Genomic DNA, 19216 nt, shown 5'->3' with positions numbered 1-19216 from the left:
CTGTGGTTATATCTGGATATCTATATCAAATTACAATCATTTTATTGGTTAATCTGTAAGTTAGTTTGCATGTTCCTGATTCTTTCCGGTATATTTTATACCAGGATAAAGAAAAAAGAAGAAAATATTTGGAGGAATATTATGTTCCTATGCTTGCTTTACGCCTACTTTGGATATACGGCTTACCAGGAAATTACGAAATTCAACAGAAATGTTTCCCTGGATAAATTTGGCAAAGCGTTTAACTACAGACGGCAAAGCCTGGGCATACCTATAATTCCCGCTGATTGGACTATAGAAAACAGAGGAAGTTTCTCAGTTAACTGGAAAGGGAAAAAAGATATTATAGGACATACCAGTAAACATATTTCTATTGATTCCTATACAGCAGATTATGAGATGGATTGGTATAATTTGAAACCTATTGATAGTATTAAAAGATCCATGAAAATAAGGACCGAATATGCGAAAGGAAAAGGCAAGGATTCTATATTTTATTATTTCGCCGTAGGCGATAGTACCAGAACGATATCGCGAAAACAGGCAGACAGTATATTTAACGCAGAGAAAATTAAGAAGGATTATTGAGGATACATATTGCTTCTCCCCTGCCTGTTTAAACGTCCCGCTTGAACCGGCGGCGGGGAAAATATCCCATTCGTCTCAATTATCGGCTCTAAAAGTTATTACTAAGCACTTTGCCGTTAAAACCTGTAATGGTACTTCCATCATAACGATATACGCCATCTACAGCGCCAAACCAAATACTTCCTTCATCATCTTCTAAAATCCCGAAAATCATTGGTTTATTTGTTATTTCGGCTACCGTTGGCTTTTTATCAGACAAGGACTTTCCGTCATACCGGGAAAGTGCCCAGGCCTGGCTATTATCCCTTTCTGAACTAGTCCAAATATTGCCTTTTTTATCCTCCATTATATAACCAACAAACTTCTGTGTGAAATTGGTAAATATACCGCCATCATAACACCAAAGACCATCAGGTCCACCAAGCCAGATTTTGCCTTTTTTATCTTCGATTATAGAACGAACATTCTTAAAGGGTTTGTCCTCATGGGTGAAAACGGTAAATGTTTTTCCATCGTAAACGCAGACATTTCCCCTTGTGCCAAACCAAAGTTTTCCAGTTTTATCTTCAATGATAGCGTTAACATCATTACTAGGCAAACCTCCCTTCATTGTATAATTTCGAAAGGACTTCCCATCATAACGGCTTGCTCCGCCTTCAGTGCCGAACCAAATATTACCGGTTTTATCTTCATAAATACAAGTAACCCCATTACCGGCAAGCCCCTCTTTTGTTGTGAAATTTCGAAAAGATTTCCCATCGTAACGATAAACACCTGAACCGATAGAGCCAAACCAAAAGTTTCCTTTTCTATCTTCCAAAACAGAAAAGAAGCGTGCGCGGCTCACTTTACTTGTAATATTGGTAAAAGATTTTCCATCGTACCAAAAAATACCATCAAATGCAGCAATCCAAATGTTGCCCTTTCTATCTTTTATGATATTTCGGGTGATCCATTCAGGTCCGGCGGAAGTGATTACGCTTTTGGGTTCGGACTTTATACTGTCTTTTGGGAGGTCTGTTTTGTTTTGTCCTCCACAGGAAGTGCACAAAACAAACATCAGGAACAAGGTGTAGACGGGAAGATATTTTATCATTTTACTTTTATGAACTTCAAAAAACCTAAAAATTTTTGTGGAGTTTGAATTTTTTTAACATCCTTTACTGGGTATGACATACATCACGTTACCTGAAACAGATAAATTGAAGCCATAATTTTCTATAGCAGGAAGTGACAGTTTTTTCCATGTTTTGCCCATGTCAGATGACCGAAATATACCATCTGAGCCGCCACATATTAAATATTTACCCATTTGTTTAATTGAGAAAATATTCGATGAAGATTTAAGTAAGCCTATTTTTTTCATTAATAAACTACTCCAGGAAGGTTGAAGTCCTTCTCCTATGTCATTCCAGGTTTTTCCACTATCCAGTGAAATATGTACGCTGTTTGTTTGGGTTATTGTGTTGTAGACTATAGCAGCAAATCCTCCATCTATACGTTCCACAGCGATACCAGCACCCCCTTCACTAATCACACGGTCCCAGTTTTCACCATTATCGGTCGATCTTAATATTCCCTGTGAGCTGGCAGCCAGGAGTACACCGTTTGACTCTACCATTTTCATTACCCAGCCTCCAACATGCACATATTTCCAGGTTTTCCCACTGTTAGTAGATTTATAAACGGCGTTGTTGGAGCCGACGAAAACCGTGCCTCCCGTAGTTTCAAAAACGCTGCTTACTTGTTTCTCTTTATAATTCGTGTACATCCAATCTATCGTTCTGTTAATGCGTACGGCTTGCTCTTGAAAATTCGTGTACATGGATGACCAATTATTCTTTCCGTTTATTTTTTCTAAAAATTGGCCCCTGAAATCATATGCAAATATCCCGTTCCTGCCTGGGGCAATGTTACGCTGATTACCAGGAAAAATTTCTTTTGTCCAAAAAGAAGTTGTGGAATTTGGTTCATTGTGATATATCCCATTTCCTGCACGTAAATAGAGCCCACTGTCATTTGCAAATAAACCATCTCTCCACACACCTTCCCTCTGCAATTTTTCAGGCAGTCCCTTGCTAATGTCCTGCCATGTTTGTCCGCCATCAGTAGATCTGAAAATTATGGTTACAGGCCCAGACTTAGCCCCTTTTGTTGTTTTCTCTCCCGCTTTCTTTTCTTTTAGTACAAAAGAATTTAGTAGAAATAATGCAAGGAGGACAGCCGGAATAACTACAAATAATCTTTTCATTTTTTTAAATTTAAAGTAAAACATATGTTTCATAATCTATTTTATGATCCTTATCAGAATTGATTCAGCAAAATTACTTTGATATTTTTCGGCCCGGAGAATTTGGATTGTAAATAAAAATGTAAACTTTGTAAATAAAAACTTGACACTATGCATCTTAGCCGAAACCTCCTCGCCGGGAAACGCAAGTACCTGTTCGCACTGATACTACTCTTATTTAGTTCTGTAATCTGCGTGGCTTTCAGTATGACCGGCGGTGATGACTTTGATATCGCCAGGAGAGAAGTTTTACTCCGCAGGATCGGACATGAACTGCTCTTACAGTCAGGCGACAGTACTTCGAGGGTACTCCCGGTAAAAAAGATTGCAGAAAATGAATACCAGATCAGTTTTGAGCATGAACTCACTTTTCAACCAGACTCCCTGGTGAATACTACCAGCCGTTTGCTGGCCAAAGACCCGCTGGCAAGTGATTATGTTGTCAACGTTGTGAACTGTGGCAACGCTGGTGTAGCCTATGGATACGCGATATCCAAAAATAAAAAAGATGATATTATAACATGCAGAGGAAGAAAGCAACCCCGGGCGTGTTACATGATCAACATTAAATTCAAACCGGGGGGTATAATCACAGCAAAGACCGGATACCTTTTGGGCAGCCTGCCATTTTTAGCCTTTGTTGGGTTTATTTTTTTCAGATCCGTTAAGCCGCGGAGAGCGCTGCCTGGCGGTCAGCATACTGACATGTTCACTTTAGGCGCGGTGTTATTCGATGCGAAGAATCGGAGACTCAGTATAAATGGAAGTACAATAGACCTCACCGGAACGGAAACACGCCTGCTGCTCATTTTCGCATTGTCTCCAAATGAGACTATAGAAAGAAGCCGGCTGCAAAAAGAGATCTGGGAAGATGAAGGTGTTATTGTGGGGCGCAGCCTGGATATGTTCATATCAAAACTTAGAAAAAAGCTGGAACCTGAGCCGAATATCAACATTGTTGTTATTAGAGGTAAGGGATATAAGCTTGAAATTAGCTCTTAAGAAGCCCCTTCCAGTCCAGGCGTCCCGCGCTTGAACTGGATGGCAACTAAAAACAACCTATGAGAAAGGTAATCTTAGCCATCAACATGAGTATCGATGGCTGCGTGGGCCACATGAGTCTTCCAGCCCCCGATGAGGAAGTTGGTGGGTATTTTAACGACCTGATGAATCAGGATGTTGACCTTATTGCCTACGGGCGCAAAATGTATGAGATCATGTTTCCCTATTGGGCCGACGAGGCCAATTGGGGCGACGAATTAGATACTGAATTTGGTCAAAGGCTCACCGCCATCGACAAAATTGTTTTTTCGCGAACCTTAGACAGCGCTGAATACAATACGCGTATTGTCAGTACAGACCCCGTGGAAGAACTGCTAAAACTGAAGCAGGCGCCGGGCAAAAACATTTACGTTGGCACGGTAAGCATGATCCCGCAGTTAGCACAGGCAGGTGTGATCGATGAGTATCATTTCTTCGTTGCCCCCGTGATCACCGGCCAGGGGCCGCGCCTGGTAGAGGACGGCACCCTGGCTGAGAAACTCAATTTAGAGCATGTAGCGACAAAGACTTTTAAATCGGGAGTTATAGCGCTTCATTATAAGAAGCGCGCATAATAACCCGATCGGTGTCGAATACTTACAATAAACCCCGGTTTTGAACAACACATTAGGGTGATAATACCGATCACACGCCAATTTACTCGCTCCTCAAACTATCAGCCGGATTTGCCAATGCTGCCTTGATGGACTGAAAGCTTACGGTAATTACTGCGATGACGATTGCTGTTACGCCGGCAACGAAAAATATCCACCAGCTTATATCAATACGGTAGGCAAAGGTCTGCAGCCATTTTTGCATCGCCCACCAGGTAAAAGGCGTAATTATGAAAACCGATAAAAGCACCAGGTAGATGAAATCCCTGCTTAACAGGGTGGCGAGTTGCAGTACTGTGGCGCCCAATACTTTCCGTACGCCAACTTCTTTTGTGCGTTGCCGGGTAAAAAAGGCAGTGAGCGCAAACAAGCCCATCAGGGAGATCGTGATGGCCACGAGCCCGAAAAACATAATGATCTTTTCCAGGCGTGCGTATGAACTCAATAAAGCTTCAAAATTCTGATCAACGAAAGAGTAGCGAAGCGGAAAGCCAGGTTCTATCGTTTTCCAGATCTGGGTGATTCCGGCGATAGATCGCTGGGCATGCCTGCTGTCCAATTTAACAAGCATGGTGCCGCCAAATTGCATCAGGCATGGTTGATGGTTACCAATAGTAAACACCACGGGCTGTATAACGTTTTCGAATCCCTGCACATTAAAATCTTTAACCACGCCTACGATCCGTACGGAAGTACTGTCACAACCAGGGAAGGCGATGACCTCTCCGACAGGATCGCGCAGTCCCAATTTTTGGGCTGCTGCCTCGTTAATAACAGCCGACCGTGTTTTCTGATCCTGAACATCATCAGTGAAAAGCCGGCCCTTTTTTAAAGACACGCCAAGGGTTTTGAAATAATCGGTACTGACCGAGACCGACTGCATACGATAGGCTGCGCCCTTGCTCTTGAATGGGATCGTCGAGGTGTCAACGCCAAAACTATCTCCCGGAACACTTGTTGTTTTGGCAACGGAAATAACTCCTGGTACCGAAAGCAGCAAGTTGCGGGTATGATCAAAACCTTGTCCACGGGTTTGCTGCTTCGTCTCCAGGCGCATCAATTGATCAGCCGAAAAACCCTTGTCCTTCATTTGCATAAAACTCAGCTGGCTTTTAATAACAATGATGGCGGTGATAAAAAACACCGATACCATAAACTGCACTACGATGAGACCGTTGCGGAATAATGTTCCTTTACCACCTGTAGAATAAATACCTTTTAAAACATCGACGGCATTAAATTTCGAGAGATAGACCGCGGGATATAACCCTGAAAGAAGGATAATTCCCGATAAACAACTTATTAATTGAATGACAACACGCAGCATTTCGTGCGGTTGCAAAAAACCGATGCCGATATTAAATGAACGGTTGATATAGGGTATTCCCCAAGCCAGCAGGATAACCGCTAAGATCAAACTTGCCAGGCATTGCAGTGAAGTTTCGGCCATGAACTGAAGGATCAATGGCATACGGCCCGCTCCCATTACTTTGCGTATGCCGACCTCCTTTGCCCGGCTGATAGATTGCGCGATGGCCAGGTTGCTGAAATTAATGGCCCCGGCCAGCAGCAGCAGTATAGCTAAAACCAGGAGAATGGTCACCGTTGAAAAATTACTGCTGCCATGTTTCGGGAAATTGTGAAAACGTGACACCTGGTCAATAAACAGGTTGGTTTTAGCGCCGGCTTTAGTATAGTTTTCGAAAGATACGCCACCGGCTTTGATGTGATCATTGTAATAAAGCCGGTTGATGGCTGTTTCAACCGTTGTGTCGTTTTCCGCCCGCCTGAGCTTGATATAGGTTTGACAGGAATAGTCTCCCCAGGAAAGATTTGACCTGCCCCAGGGGTCATGTATGATCATTCCGACAGGCAGGTGTGTGGCTCCCTGCTGGTCTTCCAATACACCCGTTACCATCAGGTCAGCACGATCGTTTAGTTTGATCGATTTGCCCATGGGGTCTTCATTGCCAAATAATTTACGGCTCAGGTCCCTGGTCAGTATAGCGGTCCCGGGCGCGTTCAGTGCAGTAGCCGCATTGCCGGTTGCCAGCTTATAAGGAAAAACCTTTAAGAAATTCGAATCGGCCGAAACGATATTTTTCTGATAAATTTTACGTTCACCTGCAGCCAGCAGGCTTTCTCGATCACCCGACGATTGTAACATGGTAGCCGCCTCGGCATTTTGATATTTTTGCGCCAGGAAACCGGCTAGCGGGTTTGGTGTATTTTTTAAAAAGTCTTCATCTTGGCGTAATGAAACATGATAAACTTTATTCAGTTCGGGGCTCCACTTGTCGTAGCTCAATTCATAGTTCATGTACAGCAGGATAACGATAAAGCTGCACAAACCGGCGGCGAGGCCGATCATGTTAATAGAACTGTAGGAGATGCTGCGCACGGTGTTGCGCCACGCGATTTTCAAATAATTGCGAAACATAGAATTGTAATTTAATTGTTCATGAGACCATGTAGAGGCTTCAGGAACTAAAATTAGCTGTCTCGTTCGGGAGTGAGGTTGCAAATGATAACTTGAAACCTCTTTTTCGAGTTCGCGCTTATATTCTGCGGGATTTTTCCCGGTCAATTGTTTGAAGGCCCGGATGAAGGTGGCTTTGGAGTTAAATCCGGCGTCGAATGCCATACCCAATAAGGTTATCCGGTCATAGGCCGGATCCCGCATTTTACCGGCCACATCCCGAACCCGGTATTCATTGATGAAATCATTGAAGCTTTTTTTGAACGCCGTATTGATGATCCGTGATAGTTCATGGGTAGTCAGCTCAAGTTTTTGAGCAAGTAAGCTTAAGCTCAGTTCAGGGTCCTGGTAATACAGGCCGGCTTGTACAGCCTTCTTTAACCAAATACCCCTTTGCTTCATTTCCGCAGGAAGCGGCGCCTTTAAAAACGAAGGAGGTTCGGTCGGCGTGCCAGCCTCCTCTCTTAAAAAAGCTGCGGCCGCCATCCAGATAGCAGCAGCCGCTAAAAGCAGGTATAAGGGATAATAAGCATGGATGCCTAACTGGTTATGATAATAAAAATAATCGACAGCTTTAAAAGGGATCCACAATAACCATAACATGCCGAACCCCATCAATAAGCGATGCAGCCAGCGCAATTCGTAACGGTACCGGTCGCCGCCGGTAAATTTTAGTCGTTGATAAAAAGCTTGTATCAGCCTGTACGACAGATATAAGTATATGGTGACTGAAATAAACGCCAGCAATTGAAATATCGGATTCAGTTGATGAAATATCAGCGTATCATAAGTAGCTGCTCCGGTTTTTATACTGTCGCTAACTTCCAGCGCCTGGGCGCTCAATTCCAGCAATAAGGGACTAAAATGCAGCAGATCCTTCCGCAGTAATTTATATTCAGGTCGGGTTACTTTAAGTACATAAAAAAATATAAGGGGGCCGAGTGCCATCGAAAACTGTAGCGGCAGCCAGCTCCAGTGCGGAAGGCAGGCAGTCAGTCTGATGTCAACGCACAACACCCAAACCATCCACAAAACGACTACGCCAAGCGCCAGGCCAAGAAACCTGTTCGCCGCCCGGTTGACCTTTTTGGTAAACCACATCAGCAGGATAAAAGTCAGCCCGATAAATACTGTTCCCTGTAAGGCAAGGTCATAGAGGGTGATATGGAAGGTGTATGCATTCAAGTGTTTTGATTGGCTCAAAGCCTGTTCCAGTTTACTAAGTTACTGATATATAGCAAACAGCATTTTATTTGCGCAATTTATTGTAACGTAACCGAACATTTGGCCGTTCGGTTTTGAATAGCGCATAAGATTTAGCTAAATAGGGGCATTTGATTTCAGGAGATTCCTGCAATTTTTTTTATTATCCTGCCGGTTCATACGTCCCGCTTGAACCCAAACACCTTTCAGTGTCCCGCTGACCTCACCAAACGATCTTCAGCGGACACCTAAAACCAGCCAAATCATTTAATCGGCAATTACCGGTGCAGGATTTCTTCTCAGTATAACTAACACCAGCATTATTACAACCGATAATAAAATAAACACCAGGTAGCTATAGCTCAAATTAAGTTGATCTTTGGCGGGAATGCCCGCTACCACAACGTAAGTAAGCAGCGAAAGAAGCACATACACCATGCCGCCCGTAAACCCACCCGACATGCCCGCATTTTTTGGGAACCTGCTCAAACAGTATGTAAAATAATTATTGTATGTAAAACCGGCGCCCACATGTATCACAAAAGCAAAAAACATCATCACATAAACATTGTTCACAAATTTTGCAGTTACAATCATTAACACTACCACTATAAGCTGCACTAAAATATTGATAAACAGCTTACCAAAAAAAGGCCGGTTGATCAATGCTTTACCAATAAAGCCGCCGGCCATCCAGGCCAGGCCCAAAATAAGCGAGCAATACCCCGCAACAACCGGCGTAAATTTAAAGTGATGCTCAATAATAAACGGACCGGTCATGTTATACATGATCACCATCGAATAAGCAAAGGTCAACATCAGGATACCAAGGCTGAACGTAGTTGCTTTGATCATTTCGACGTATATGGCAGCTATTTTTTTTAACCGGAATGCTGTGCGGTGCCGGATAGTTTCGCCGCTGTATAAAAGTTCCAGCACAGCTATAATTGATGCCAATGCCGCCAGGAAATAAAAATTTGATTGCCAGCCGAAGGTATGTTGAAAATAGCCTCCCAGGAATGGGGCCACTATTGGCCCGGCAGACCAAATAATGGTAAACATGCTGAGGTAATGTTTTAACTGTGCCCCTTCGTAAACATCCACAAAATAGGCCCGCTTGGCTATTACTATCATAGCTACCGTAATGCCGTGGACTATCCGCATGGCATAAATTACATAGATATTATGGGTAACGGCAATGATTATGCTTGCCAAAATAAACACCATGAGCGCTCCCGTACTGAACTTGTATCGGCCGTATGAGTCTAAAACACTGCCCAGGAACAACTGCGAGGTGCCATAGCTGATCAGAAACACCGTGAGGGTTAACTGCACCTGTATACTGCTGATGTGCATATCGGCGCCCATATTTGGTAACGAAGGAATATAAATATCTGTGGCAAACCCCGACAGGGGCAACAAAGCGAACGCCAGTATGGTTGAAACCCGCTGATTTTTGAGTTGTGATGTTGTTATAGCAGATGTTGTAAGCATTTGCCGCAAAGGTAGCAATAGCCCAAATGCAGATTGTTTGCTGGAAGTAATAAAGAGAAAGCCCGTTGTTTGAGCCCCCACCGGTTCCAGGGGCTTGAGTCGGCGAGGTCGCTGTTACCATTTGTAAGTGTTGATCTTAAAACATAGCGATTTTTCCAGCATCAAGCCACTCCGGTATCTCAATATCTTTTGCTTTCCGATGTTGCTGAAAAATTGTCCTTAATGCATTTAATGACCGATATGCTAAGGCGATAGTCTCTTTTTGCATTTCGGTAAATTTAACATCGTATTTATCCTCATCAATGCGATGTGCGGGATCTTGGCGTTCTCTACGTATCGTTTTTATGGGTTTAAATATAAAAGAAATTCCTTCAGGGTTTTCAAAGTGAAAACTATTAGTCAACCACTCTTCTAACAACGTAATGGTTCCCTTGGGTTTTCTTTCTCTTGTATTAGCGTCTATTATATCATAGTTATAAAGATCGATCTTTCCCTCAAAGAAGCTTTTATCAATATTTTCGGATAACATCTTATCTAATAGGAGAACGAAAGAGTTATAGTTTTTTAGTGTTGGACTAAAAAAGAAAGTAAATTCTTTAGGCTTTTTTTCTTCTTCAAAGTCGTTTCTAAAAAGTGCTTTATTGAATATCTTTTTTGTAAGCTTATTTATAAGTCTAAGTTCTTCAAGAAATGCACTGAAAATAGAATGTGTAAAGCTCCAATTCCCAGCTATCGTATTCTCATAATACTCTCTAACGACGTGATTGTCTTCCTTATTTGACTGCTTGCTTAACCAATATACTTGGTGCTCTTTTGTAAGATTTTTAAGATATCTTAAATACACAACAGCCAAGCGCTGCCTATTATTAGTAAAGCCCAACCCAAAAGTTTTGAGAAAAATCTCGTCTTCATCTCGAACTAATGGCTTTTCGTTTTCGTCATAATAGCAATGAATAGAACCTGAATAATCCTGCCACTCAAATCTATATCGTGGGTCAAGGTAATATCGTTCTAATACGTCGATATCAAAAAACATAGGAGTTAGCTGAGGAATTCCCATGGCCAAAAGCTTTGTAAATGGAAAATCTGCTAATTCTGAAAAGTCCCTTTTGTTTTTAAGATATGAAACTGATGGGTACAGACAAATTGGAAATTCAGTATCAGGTGAGACAACGGTGATGTCACCAAACTTTTGCTTTAGCAATTTTATATCTCTGGAATTATCTAATATCGTAACTTGGGCATCAATAGGATAATGGCGAGAATAAATAATATGCGGATTTGTGCTTGATTGAATTGAAACCTGGTCTGACTCCACAAGAGGAATAAGTACATCTATTATTTCAGAAGTTGTTTTCTCAAAGCTTTCCGCAAGATTCCAAAGAGAAATACCATTAAAATCGTTTGATGCAACAAAAAAATCAAAGACTTTTTTAATGACATCTTGGGATGTTGCTATCATATATTGCTTATCTAATAAAGATATCCTACTTATAAAAAGTAACAAGTGAAGTTATTAAAATCAATGGCAATGACCGAATTAAGTTTAAAGCTATAAGTTATTCGAATATTTGCCATTATTCCGCTGTTCGCAGGCTGTCTAAGCACTACGGTGTATGTAGTCTGCAACCATAGTATCTCAACTATCCGATACAGATGACTATAAAATTGTATCATGGCGGGATATTACCACTTATCAATCGCCGTGGAGACGAAATCCCTATGCATAAATATTACGGGCGATAAATGATGGGGCTCGAACCTAAACAACAAAGCCCGATATTTTCATACCAGGCTTTGTGTCGATTCTAAATGTACTCAGAGCGGGAATCGAACCCGCACTCCGTTTACGGGAACAGGATTTTAAGTCCTGCGTGTCTACCAGTTCCACCATCTGAGCAGGTGATTAAACCTTTAACAATAAATCCCTTCTTGTGGAAGGGATTTGAGCGAAAGACGAGATTCGAACTCGCGACCCCGACCTTGGCAAGGTCGTGCTCTACCAACTGAGCTACTTTCGCATTTTTTCATTTCCGTAAGCCTGATCTTCAATCGCTGACTATCTTTTCGCTTGCGGAGTGCAAATATAGACAGAATTGAATATTCTGCAAGATAAAAAATACATTTTTTTTAAGTTTTTTATAAGTCGCTGTTTTTCAAAACATCTAAAATCAAATCCGCTTCAAATCCTCGGCTTAAAGCGTATTGTTGCAGCTTATAGCTGCGTTTGTAGCCATCCTTTTCGGTAATGGTTTTTGCCTTTTTTGTTAAAACGGCCTCGAGGGTACGCAAATAATCGTCAGCATCTATAGTGAGCAGCGCTTTTTTTATCAGAATATCCGGCACTTTTTTAAATTTAAGCCCCTGTTTTATCTTGATCCTGCCCCACCCCTTTTGCTTAAACTTGCCACGGGTGTAGGCTTTTGCAAAACGTTCCTCGTTCAGGTAATTGCCGCCGATGAGCAGGCTGATGATGTTTTCTACCGCATCTGTCCATAATCCCCATTCATATAATTTGTCCCTAACCTCCTGCTGCGAGCGTTCCTGGTAGGCACAATAATGTTCGGCCTTTGCCAGGGCAACTTTTTCGTCGGTTATTTTCTTTGTTTTGGGGCTGTCCATTAAAACCAAAAATCGTTAAAAATTCTTCTATCTACAGAAATATAAGCAATTTCGTACCATGCTCAGCAATCAATATACCATAGCAGCTATCCGGCAAATAATAAATGCCGGCGGAATTATTGTTAAAGAATATAATATCAGCACTTTATTAACTGATAGTCGCCGGATCAGCAACCCTGACGGCGCATTGTTCTTTGCTTTGAGCGGCAGGCGCAATGGTCACGAGTTTATTGCCGAGGCCTATGCTAGCGGTGTCCGTAATTTTGTGGTGAGGCAGGGCAGTGAGATAAAAGCCCCCGAAGCCAACTTTTTAATGGTTGATGATGTGTTGGTTGCCTTACAAACATTAGCGGCCTACCACCGTAACCGCTTTGAACTTGAAGTGATAGGCATTACAGGCAGCAACGGCAAAACAATCGTTAAGGAATGGCTGTACCAATTGCTGTCTCCGGATAAAAACGTAGTTCGCAATCCTAAAAGTTATAATTCTCAAATTGGCGTACCGCTTTCTGTGTGGCAGATCAATGAGAAAAACAACCTGGGCATCTTTGAGGCCGGGATTTCCACTGTTAATGAAATTGATAAGTTGGAAGCCATTATAAAACCCTCGATAGGGATCCTGACCCACATAGGCCCGGCGCACGATGAAGGCTTTGAAAGTCGGGATCAAAAGGTAAAGGAAAAATTGAGGCTTTTTAAAAACTGCCGTTTGCTGATCCATAACTATGATCAATTAGTAAACTTTAAGGACAGCATCCCGGTAAAAAACTGCTTTACCTGGAGCACAACATTTAAACAAGCCGACCTGTATGTTTTCAGCTCGACTGTGATCTCCAAAAACTTCTACCTAAGGGCAAAGTACCAGGGCAAGGAGATTGAATGCCTGATCCCATTTTTGGACGAGGCATCGGTTGAAAATGCCACAGTTTGCTGGGCCACCATGCTGGCGATGGGTTACAGCGCCATTGAGGCTGATAAACGTATTGAACATTTAAATGCCGTAAGCATGCGGTTGGAATTAAAAAGCGGCATAAATGATTGTTCGGTAATTGATGACTCCTACAATTCCGACCTGCAATCATTAGAGATCGCCCTGAATTTTTTAACACAGCAAAATCAGCACCATAAAAAAACTTTGATCCTCTCTGATATTTACCAATCAGGTCTATCTGCCGACGTATTGTACAGGCAAGTTGCGGATATGATCAAAATAAAACAGGCAGATAAATTTATTGGCGTAGGCGATGCGCTCACGGCACACCAGGATTATTTTGATGTTCCGGAGAAATTCTTTTACCCGGATACCGCTACCATGCTGCAACACCTGCGGGCGCTGAATTTCAGGGAGGAAACCATCCTGATCAAGGGTTCACGCAGCTTTGAGTTCGAACGGATCAGTCGCGCGCTGGTACAAAAGGCGCATGAAACTATATTAGAGATCAACCTGAATGCTTTATTGAATAACCTTAACTTTTATCGATCCAAATTAAAGCCGGGCGTGAAGGTTATGGCGATGGTTAAGGCGTTTTCCTACGGCAGCGGCACGTTTGAGGTAGCCAACATCCTGCAATACAATAAAGTTGATTATTTGGCCGTGGCCTATATTGACGAGGGCGTGGCCTTACGTAACTCGGGCATTAGCCTCCCCATTATGATCCTGAATCCGGAGGCATCCGCATTTGATAAGCTCATCGAATTTAACCTGGAACCCGTTATCTATAGTTTCGGGCTATTTGACGACTTTATAAAATATGCAAAGGAACAAAATGTACTAAACTTCCCTATCCACCTCAAAATTGACACTGGTATGCACCGCCTCGGTTTTGAAAACCTGGATGTTGAAACCCTTTGCGACATGCTGGATGAAAACAGGTACGTGCAGATTCAATCGATATTTTCACATTTGGTTGCCAGCGAGGCCGCGCAGCACGATGAATTCACCAAAAAACAGATCAGCAGCTTCGAGAAAGCTTATAAGGAAATTGAGAAAACCCTGGGCTATAAAGTAATTAAGCACCTCAGCAATACTTCGGGAATCATCCGCTGGCCTGGTGCTCATTATGACATGGTAAGGCTGGGAATAGGCTTATATGGCATTGACATGGGGATGACAACACCGGATAGTGGCCTGCAACCGATAGCAAGCTTAAAAACCAGCGTTGCCCAGGTTAAAAAGGTTAAAGCCGGCGAGACCATCAGTTACAGCCGTAGCGGACGCCTGGCAAAGAACGGCCAAATTGCGACTGTGCGAATTGGCTACGCCGATGGTTACCTGCGCGCCTTTGGTAACGGGGTCGGCAAAATGCTGGTGAACGGAAAATTGGCCCCAACAGTCGGCAATATCACCATGGATATGTGCATGATTGATGTAAGCGGACTTGATGTACGCGAAGGTGATGAGGTAATTATTTTTAACGAGCAGCAGCGCATCAATGAGCTGGCCACGCAAATAGGCACCATCCCCTATGAAATTTTAACCAATGTTTCGCAACGGGTTAAAAGAGTGTATTTTTATGAGTAGATTTAAATAGATGAAGCAGATAGCCAGCGCCCTTTTACGGTATTTTATAAAAGGATTACTGATAGTAGTTCCGCTTGGCGCTGCCTTCCTGCTGATCTTTTGGGCTGTAAAAAGCCTGGATAGTGCATTGAATCTTAGTGATTACCTATGGAAGGACCCAAAGACGGGCAAGCCTATGTACATCCCGGGGCTGGGCATTGTAAACGTAATCGTACTTATCTTAATCGCAGGCATCCTGGTTACAAATGTGGTAACCGACCCTATAAAGCGCTGGTTCAACCGCTGGCTAAACAGGTTGCCGTTATTTAAATTTTTATACTCATCGATAAAGGACCTTACCGAAGCCTTTGTTGGCGAAGAAAAGAAGTTTAACGAACCTGTACTGGTAGAGATCAATGAATTCGGATTAAAAAAGATCGGGTTTATGGTACAAAAGGACCTTGCTGCGTTAAACCTTCCGGGCGAAGTCGCGGTTTATTTCCCCTGGTCGTATTCATTTGCGGGGCAGGTAGTCATCATACCTGCTGACAAGGTAAAACCTATCGACAAAAGTGCGGCAGATATGATGAAGTTTGTGATCTCGGGCGGCGTTAGCGGGCTGGACTAACATCATCTGCCAGGCTTTCCCCCTTTGGCCTTCTGAATGTAAGCAACGCCGAAATAACAGCCGAAATAGTTCCCAGCGCAGCCATGGTTAAGATCATCCCGAAAAAATTAAATACCGGGTTTTTGAAGGAGTCCACTTGCTGTTTTATCTCCCTGACCTTTGCGGCATATTGGGTTGGCGGCAGTACCTTACGATACTCCTCTACTTGAAATTGGTATATCCGCTCATAGAAATGGGGATCGATATAAATAACGTACACCGTCTCGATGATGGAATAAGAAACAGCCGGAATTACAATAATCAGCATTCCAACTTTTAGCGCCTGTAAAAAACTTATACTTCCGTTGTTCACCCGATCCCGATAATACCTTATGCCGAAATAAACAAACACCATAGGGCATATAATTGCAACATACCCTATGGCGCCCTGTGCTTTATGGCCGATACCTGTTATATCGATAATAAGCCAAACTAAAACGAACGTTACAAACTCACCAATTCCGGCATATAAGCCATAACGCACTATAATTTTTTTCATAACCTGCTGATTTTTAGAACAAATAAACGGCAAGTTTTGAATAATTGAAATATACGAAGGTAGTATTTGAGGTCTATTGCAAAAAATACAACTTTAGTAGTACGTGTAGAGACGCAATACTTTGCGTCTTTAAAGGATGATGAAATTTAACATGGGTAGTCTGAGACACAAAGTATTGTGTCTCAGACTACATATAGATTATTTAATTATAGATAACTCTAGCGCCTTTTTTATTGCTTCGGTACGCCGCTCAACCTGTAATTTCTGAAAGATGTTGGAGATGTGCTTTTTGATGGTATTTTCAGAGAGGAACAGTTTATCCGCAATTTGCTGGTTTGACAGGCCATCATGAATCAATAAAAGGATCTCTGCTTCGCGCTTACTAATACCGGATTGAATAAGCTGATCGTGATTAATGGCAACTGGTGTTTGTTGATTAACAACTACAGTTTTGGTGAACAGCTTCCTGCTTAACACAATTCCTATCACCAAAAACAACAGGCTGAATGCTGCTATCCAGAAATTGCCCGAACTTCCGCCGCTTACATTATAAAAATTTGCCACACGGAATAATATCAGCAGCGCAGTAATGAGTAACCCGAAGCCTATAACAACCTGTTTCATAATTATTATAAGCCACTAATTTAAGTTTTTTTGAAACTTCTAACAGCTATAAAGGTACTGATGATCATCAAAATGGATGCTAACAAATAAGGCGCTCCCGGAAAATGGACGATAGCCCCCTCCTTTTTTGTGAAGAAGAAAAACACATAACTTAATAAAAGCGGCCCAATAATAAGGCTGATGCTATTCAAAATGGCGAAGGCACCTTGTAATTCGCCTTGTTCATTTTTCGCAACCTCATCAGTTGCAATCCCCTGTAAGGCAGGGCCGGATAAACCGCCAAGGCAATAAGGCACCATGAACACATAAAGCATCCAGCCTTTTGAAGCAAATGCTATCAGCGCCAACCCTATCGCATAAAAAATTAAACCCGCGATGATATTTTTCTGCTGGCCAAACTTGGGGACAGTGTATCTTATTAGTCCGCCTTGTATAGCTACCAATACCACGCCTACAAAAATACCCAGGGTACCAACGCTTGCCGGAGTCCAGTCAAATTTTTCATAAAGAAAGGTGGACAACAAATACTCTACTGCCTTTTGTGCGATATACACAATAGCGGTGGCGCCCAACAAGCTGGCTAATGCGGGCCTTTTTTTATAGATCCTCCATAATGACAGGAACGGGTTAGCGCGGCTCCATTCAAATTTTCTGCGGTATTGCGGCTTAAGCGATTCAGGCAATACAAATAACCCATAAAAGCCATTGGCAAAAGCGAACCCCGCCGCCGCCATAAACGGTAACCTTAAATTAATAGCGCTCAGGTATGCACCCAGCGCAATTCCGAATATCAATCCTATCGCAGAAGCGGCGCCAACCAATCCAAAATTGGCCGCCCTTTTGCTTCCTGTACTTACATCGGCAATGTAGGCTGTGGCAGTTGACGTGCTCGCACCGCAGATCCCGGCAATGGTGCGACCAACAAATAGCCATAGAATCGAGGGTGAAAAGGCCATTACCAGGTAGTCGATTGCAAAACCGAATAAAGAGATCAGTAAAATTGGACGGCGGCCATACCTGTCACTAAGGTTGCCCATTACTGAGGCAAACAGGAACTGCATAGATGCATATACAAAGGTTAACCAGCCAATATAAGTTGATGCCTTGCTCACATCAATATTTCCTAAAACCTGGAGTAACTTAGGCATAACGGGAATGATGATCCCTAAACCCAGCACATCAATAAAGATGGTTACAAATATAAATCCAAGTGCTGCAGACTGTTTGGGTTTTGCCATATTGATTATTTCACCCTAAAAATACGGGAGACGTGTAAAAGGTTTTGATAGTTGTTAAATATTTGTTAGAGATTAGAGGCTGGAGGCTAGAGACTAGTTAAAAATATCCATTATCTAATTTGCTATTATCGGGTCTTCGTCCCTCCTTCTCTTAAAACTCCGTACTGCTAATATAGAGCTTAAAAGCATCAGAACCGCGCCTATTGCAAAAGGTGCTCCGGGAAATTGAAAGAAATGATTAGGTTTCGTGAAAAAATAAAAGGATTCTGTCATCAACAACGGACCAAAGATAGAGCTGAGACTCATCAGCCCTGTAAGGCCACCCTGTAAGTTCCCCTGTTCGTTAGGCGGCACATTATTACTCATATAACCTTGTAATGCAGGTCCGGCAATTCCACCCAGGCAATAGGGCACCAAAAAGGCAAACATCATCCAGCCTTTGCTTGCAACGGCAAATAAGGCCAGGCCGATTGCATATAGCAGTAAGCCGACCCAGATGCTTCGCTCCTGCCCAAGTTTCGGTATTATTATCCGGATCAGTCCACCTTGTACCAAAGCCACCATTAACCCCACAAAGCCAAGTGAATAGCCAACCCACGCTTCGTTCCAGTGAAATTTGTCCATGGTATAAAAGGTCCACACGCTTTGCACGGCCTGGGCCGCGAAATATACCAGGAACAATGATGCCGCTAAGCCAATAACTGATTTATATTTTTTCAGCTGAAATAACGAAGTGAATGGATTGATCTTTTTAAAATCAAGCGGCCTGCGGTTCTCAACAGCAAGCGACTCCGGAAGAATAAAATAACCATATACTGCATTAGCCAAAGCTAAAATTGCAGCAGCTATGAATGGATAATGTACATCGTATTTACCTAAAATACCGCCGAGCACTGGCCCGATAATAAATCCCAGGCCAAAGGCCACCCCTACCAATCCGAAATTGGCTGCACGTTTTTCGGGTTCGCTAATGTCCGCAATATAAGCTGTGGCAGTTGTAAAACTTGCGCCTGTAATGCCGGCAATAATCCGCCCAACAAATAACAACCAGATAGTTGGTGCAAATGCAGAAAATAAATAATCGACACTAAAGCCAAGCAGTGAGCAAAGTAATACCGGGCGGCGGCCAAACCTGTCGCTTAGGTTGCCGATTAGCGGCGCGCAAAAGAATTGCATGCTGGCATAAGCAGCTGTGAGCCAACCGGCGTATCCGGATGCGTCACTTACATCGCCGTGAATTAAGTGTTCAATTAGTTTAGGGATAACCGGTATAATGATGCCCAGTCCAATAACGTCAATTAATAATGTAGCAAATATAAAGCCCAGCGCAGCCTGCTTTTTCGGTTTATGCATAACG

At 42.7% G+C, this 19216-nt stretch carries 15 protein-coding genes and 2 tRNA genes; 5 read left to right on the top strand and 12 right to left on the bottom strand.

Features of this window, described 5'->3' with window-relative positions; genetic code table 11:
• The first annotated feature begins 69 nt into the window (after window positions 1–69).
• A complete protein-coding gene (locus KXD93_RS01940; RefSeq protein ID WP_258135175.1) occupies window positions 70–588 on the top strand; it encodes a hypothetical protein in 519 nt (172 codons plus the stop codon).
• 88 nt (window positions 589–676) lie between these two features.
• Here KXD93_RS01940 and KXD93_RS01935 read toward each other — a convergent pair whose 3' ends face one another.
• Window positions 677–1684 (bottom strand): ligand-binding sensor domain-containing protein, encoded by a 1008-nt coding sequence (locus tag KXD93_RS01935; protein ID WP_258135174.1) that lies wholly within the window; start codon window positions 1682–1684, stop codon window positions 677–679.
• 54 nt (window positions 1685–1738) lie between these two features.
• Window positions 1739–2839: a WD40/YVTN/BNR-like repeat-containing protein gene (locus tag KXD93_RS01930; protein ID WP_258135173.1), complete on the bottom strand. Its 1101-nt coding sequence runs from the start codon at window positions 2837–2839 to the stop codon at window positions 1739–1741.
• A 150-nt stretch (window positions 2840–2989) separates the two neighbouring features.
• Between KXD93_RS01930 and KXD93_RS01925 the strand changes: the two genes are divergently transcribed.
• Together KXD93_RS01925 and KXD93_RS01920 are read left to right on the top strand one after the other, a co-directional pair.
• Window positions 2990–3880 (top strand): winged helix-turn-helix domain-containing protein, encoded by an 891-nt coding sequence (locus KXD93_RS01925; protein ID WP_258135172.1) that lies wholly within the window; start codon window positions 2990–2992, stop codon window positions 3878–3880.
• Between the two features lie 59 nt (window positions 3881–3939).
• Window positions 3940–4494 (top strand): dihydrofolate reductase family protein, encoded by a 555-nt coding sequence (locus KXD93_RS01920; RefSeq protein ID WP_258135171.1) that lies wholly within the window; start codon window positions 3940–3942, stop codon window positions 4492–4494.
• A gap of 82 nt (window positions 4495–4576) precedes the next feature.
• Here KXD93_RS01920 and KXD93_RS01915 read toward each other — a convergent pair whose 3' ends face one another.
• The 6 genes from KXD93_RS01915 to KXD93_RS01890 form a co-directional block, all read right to left on the bottom strand.
• Window positions 4577–8215, bottom strand: a complete 3639-nt coding sequence (locus tag KXD93_RS01915; protein WP_258135170.1) for an ABC transporter permease — start codon at window positions 8213–8215, stop codon at window positions 4577–4579.
• Between the two features lie 267 nt (window positions 8216–8482).
• Window positions 8483–9709: an MFS transporter gene (locus tag KXD93_RS01910; protein ID WP_258135169.1), complete on the bottom strand. Its 1227-nt coding sequence runs from the start codon at window positions 9707–9709 to the stop codon at window positions 8483–8485.
• Window positions 9710–9845: 136 nt separating this feature from the next.
• Entirely contained in the window at window positions 9846–11171 is a 1326-nt protein-coding gene (locus KXD93_RS01905; protein WP_258135167.1) for a hypothetical protein, read from the bottom strand.
• 353 nt (window positions 11172–11524) lie between these two features.
• Window positions 11525–11609: transfer RNA gene (locus KXD93_RS01900), tRNA-Leu, on the bottom strand.
• 48 nt (window positions 11610–11657) lie between these two features.
• A tRNA-Gly gene (locus tag KXD93_RS01895) sits at window positions 11658–11730 on the bottom strand.
• A 118-nt stretch (window positions 11731–11848) separates the two neighbouring features.
• Window positions 11849–12331: a regulatory protein RecX gene (locus tag KXD93_RS01890; RefSeq protein ID WP_258135166.1), complete on the bottom strand. Its 483-nt coding sequence runs from the start codon at window positions 12329–12331 to the stop codon at window positions 11849–11851.
• 58 nt (window positions 12332–12389) lie between these two features.
• Here KXD93_RS01890 and KXD93_RS01885 point away from each other — a divergent pair, with 58 nt between their 5' ends.
• Window positions 12390–14852, top strand: coding sequence for a bifunctional UDP-N-acetylmuramoyl-tripeptide:D-alanyl-D-alanine ligase/alanine racemase (locus KXD93_RS01885; RefSeq protein ID WP_258135165.1), 2463 nt, complete (start codon window positions 12390–12392; stop codon window positions 14850–14852).
• 10 nt (window positions 14853–14862) lie between these two features.
• A complete protein-coding gene (locus KXD93_RS01880) occupies window positions 14863–15459 on the top strand; it encodes a DUF502 domain-containing protein (protein WP_258135164.1) in 597 nt (198 codons plus the stop codon).
• On the opposite strand, the gene KXD93_RS01875 is transcribed toward KXD93_RS01880, so the two are convergent.
• The 4 genes from KXD93_RS01875 to KXD93_RS01860 form a co-directional block, all read right to left on the bottom strand.
• The gene (locus KXD93_RS01875) at window positions 15443–15997 is read right to left on the bottom strand and encodes a DUF4199 domain-containing protein (protein WP_258135163.1); all 555 of its coding nucleotides are present in this window, start codon (window positions 15995–15997) and stop codon (window positions 15443–15445) included. The two genes, KXD93_RS01880 and KXD93_RS01875, sit on opposite strands and share 17 nt — an antisense overlap.
• Before the next feature lie 198 nt (window positions 15998–16195).
• Complete coding sequence (locus KXD93_RS01870) at window positions 16196–16621, bottom strand: response regulator transcription factor (RefSeq protein WP_258135162.1); 426 nt, start codon at window positions 16619–16621, stop codon at window positions 16196–16198.
• Between the two features lie 20 nt (window positions 16622–16641).
• Window positions 16642–17859 (bottom strand): TCR/Tet family MFS transporter, encoded by a 1218-nt coding sequence (locus tag KXD93_RS01865; protein WP_258135161.1) that lies wholly within the window; start codon window positions 17857–17859, stop codon window positions 16642–16644.
• A 114-nt stretch (window positions 17860–17973) separates the two neighbouring features.
• Window positions 17974–19212, bottom strand: a complete 1239-nt coding sequence (locus tag KXD93_RS01860) for a TCR/Tet family MFS transporter (protein ID WP_258135160.1) — start codon at window positions 19210–19212, stop codon at window positions 17974–17976.
• Between the last annotated feature and the right edge of the window lie 4 nt (window positions 19213–19216).

Source organism: Mucilaginibacter phenanthrenivorans (genome assembly GCF_024721155.1).
Classification (GTDB): domain Bacteria; phylum Bacteroidota; class Bacteroidia; order Sphingobacteriales; family Sphingobacteriaceae; genus Mucilaginibacter; species Mucilaginibacter phenanthrenivorans.
Note: the sequence above shows the minus strand (reverse complement) of the source record. Positions and strands in the feature narration are given on the sequence as shown.